We start from the raw sequence: 2,120 nt of genomic DNA on the forward strand, positions 1-2,120 counted from the left end.
GGCAACCATGGCCCGCATTGCCGAAAGGATCGAACGGGAACAGATCAATAGTGCCGCTCGCTCTAACAATAAACAATCGATTCCTAACGCTATTTCCTCGGCAGTCAGTCAAATTGCCGAACAATTGGGGGCAGCGGCAATTATTACCCTGACAAAAACTGGCTCTACTGCCCGTAATGTCTCCCGATTTCGCCCCAAAACCCCGATTTTAGCCGTTACTCCCCATCGGGAAGTGGCACAGCAGTTACAGCTAGTTTGGGGCGTAAAACCGATGTTATTACTCGATTTACCCTCCACCAGCCAAACTTTTCAAGTGGCGATGAATCTTGCCCAGGAAAATAACCTCCTCGCAGATGGTGATTTAGTGGTGATGACGGCGGGAACTTTGCAAGGGGTGGCCGGTTCCACGGATTTAATTAAAGTGGAAGTGGTAAAATCCCTTTTGGGCAAGGGTACGGGGATCGGCCAGGGTGTGGCTAGTGGCCGGGCGCGAGTGGCCCATAATGCCCGGGAAGTGGGTAGTTTTAGTCATGGGGAGATTTTAGTCGTTCCCACCACCAGCGCCGAATATGTGGATATGATGCGGAAAGCTGGCGGAATTATCACCGAAGATACCGCGATGAACAATCACGCCGCTACTATCGGTTTAAAATTGGGTATTCCTGTGATTGTCGGGGTTAAAGATGCCACGAAAATTATCCGCGAAGGGGTGATCATTAGTCTCGATGCTCAACGGGGTTTAATTTATTCTGGTATTGGCAATGGCGCAGCAACTATGAAAAACTGAGTCAGTTATCAGTATTCTCCGAGACAGGAGTCAGGAGACAGGAGTAAGGAGTAAGGAGACAGGAGTAAGGGGACAGGAGTAAGGGGACAGGTTTTATTTATTCTCCCCACTTCCCCACTTCCCCACACCCCACACCCCACACCCCACACCCCACACCCTACACCCCACACCCTACACCCCACACCCTACACCCCACACCCATTTTCACTTGTCTATGAGCGATTCTTACTCTGCTGCCGTCGATAATCCGGCCTATACTGTTGAACAAGCGATCGCTAATATCCAGCAAAGAGAAGACCTAGGCGCGCGTTATTATGCCGCTTGGTGGTTGGGTAGATTTCGTGTTCGTCAACCGGAGGCGATTTCGGCCTTAATTGCCGCTTTAGAAGACGAAAGCGATCGCACCCCTGACGGTGGTTATCCCCTGCGACGCAATGCCGCCAGCGCTTTAGGGAAATTAGATGATCTCAGTTGTCTTCCCGCCTTGATTGCCTGTCTCGACTGTGAAGATTATTATGTGCGCGAATCGGCTGCCCAGGCATTGGAAATGCTTAAGGATCGAAGCGCGATCGCACCTTTAAAGAAACTATTAGAGGGTGGCATCGAAGTGGCCGTTTTAGTGGCGGGAAAACCCCATTTAGTCCAACCCTACGAGGCGATTATCGAAGCCTTGGGAACCCTGCAAGCGACGGCAGCGATTCCCCTGATCGAGCCGTTTTTACAGCATTTCGTCGAAAAAGTGCGTTATGCGGCTGCCCGCGCCCTCTATCAACTAACGGCTAACCCCCACTATGGCGATATTCTGATTAAGGCTTTGCAAGGGGAAGAATTACAGCTGCGTCGTTCTGCTTTAATGGATTTAGGCGCTACGGGTTATCTGCCGGCTGCCCCTGCGATCGCTAATACTTTGGCGGAAAATAGTCTGAAACTGGTTGCTCTCAAGGAACTTTTAGAAAACCATCTAAAAACTAATTCTAGGGGCGAAAATATCTCGGAAATTCTCACTTTAATGGATAGTTTATTGTAATTAATCATTGGTTATTTTGTATCTAAATTAAAACCGATGCAATCCAGAGGTTTTTATGCTAATTCAAACTGATTATGTCGGCTGGCTAAACGAGACAATCACTCTTTTAAAACAAAAAAACTTTGATCAAGTTGACTGGGAAAACTTGATCGAGGAGATAGAAAGTTTGGGCAGAAGTCAAAAACGTGAACTCCGCAACCGGTTAACCACCATCTTAGAACAATGCCTCAAACTTTGCTATACTGATTACGTTGAGGATTATCGAGGTTGGCAAGAAACTATTAGGCGCAGTCAACGGGAACTAGA

3 protein-coding genes are annotated in these 2,120 nt (G+C 48.3%); all 3 read left to right on the plus strand.

Annotated elements, in window-relative coordinates; genetic code table 11:
• Window positions 1-787 (plus strand): pyruvate kinase alpha/beta domain-containing protein (locus tag PX481_RS15665; protein WP_288094930.1); only part of this gene is annotated, 787 nt, incomplete at its 5' end.
• Window positions 788-1,001: 214 nt separating this feature from the next.
• Complete coding sequence (cpcE, locus tag PX481_RS15670; RefSeq protein WP_002761941.1) at window positions 1,002-1,814, plus strand: C-phycocyanin alpha-cysteine-84 phycocyanobilin lyase subunit CpcE; 813 nt, start codon at window positions 1,002-1,004, stop codon at window positions 1,812-1,814.
• Between the two features lie 55 nt (window positions 1,815-1,869).
• On the plus strand, window positions 1,870-2,120 hold a 251-nt coding region (locus tag PX481_RS15675), incomplete at its 3' end, for a DUF29 domain-containing protein (RefSeq protein WP_288094931.1).

It is taken from the genome of Microcystis sp. M53603_WE2 (assembly GCF_030065435.1).